Here is a 464-nt window from a genome sequence, read left to right as displayed (position 1 = left end):
ATAAAGTGCAATACGGTCCGAGGATTTATTGGTTGGCACAGCTGCGACAATATTTGCATGGATATGCATGATGTATTGGATATGTGCGAAGATGCTTTTAAGCGGGAAAGATACCAGGAATCTCTTGAGGCAGATACATATGTGCTTGTTTCGGGCGTGAAATTGGCTTCTTGTGCAGATAGCAGTTCCGGTATGCTGACGGATGTAATAATGCGTGCATTTGAACTAATAGATTTATCAACACAGACAATTGCCAAACTGGATGCAGCAATGAGAAAACATGCACTGTCATTGATTATAAAGGAAGCAAAGAAAAAAGCGTTTGACGGCTGGGACTCGTGGCGCTATGAATTATTGGAAAAGGCTGTTTGTTTGTGTGATGAGAAGTTGGCAGCAAAATTGGAAAAGCTTTTGGATATATTCTTAGAAGATATTGAGAATGATTATATGCCGGAATATAAAAG

General features: G+C 39.7%; 1 protein-coding gene. It reads left to right on the top strand.

Annotated features, from left to right (window positions below; translation table 11 throughout):
- Nucleotides 1-57: 57 nt before the first annotated feature.
- Nucleotides 58-464: hypothetical protein (locus tag PZH32_RS11290; protein WP_275208348.1), on the top strand; the 407-nt coding region annotated here is incomplete at its 3' end.

The organism is Adlercreutzia equolifaciens (genome assembly GCF_029076695.1).
GTDB lineage: Bacteria > Actinomycetota > Coriobacteriia > Coriobacteriales > Eggerthellaceae > Adlercreutzia > Adlercreutzia equolifaciens_A.
This window is presented reverse-complemented; position numbering and strand designations above follow the sequence as displayed.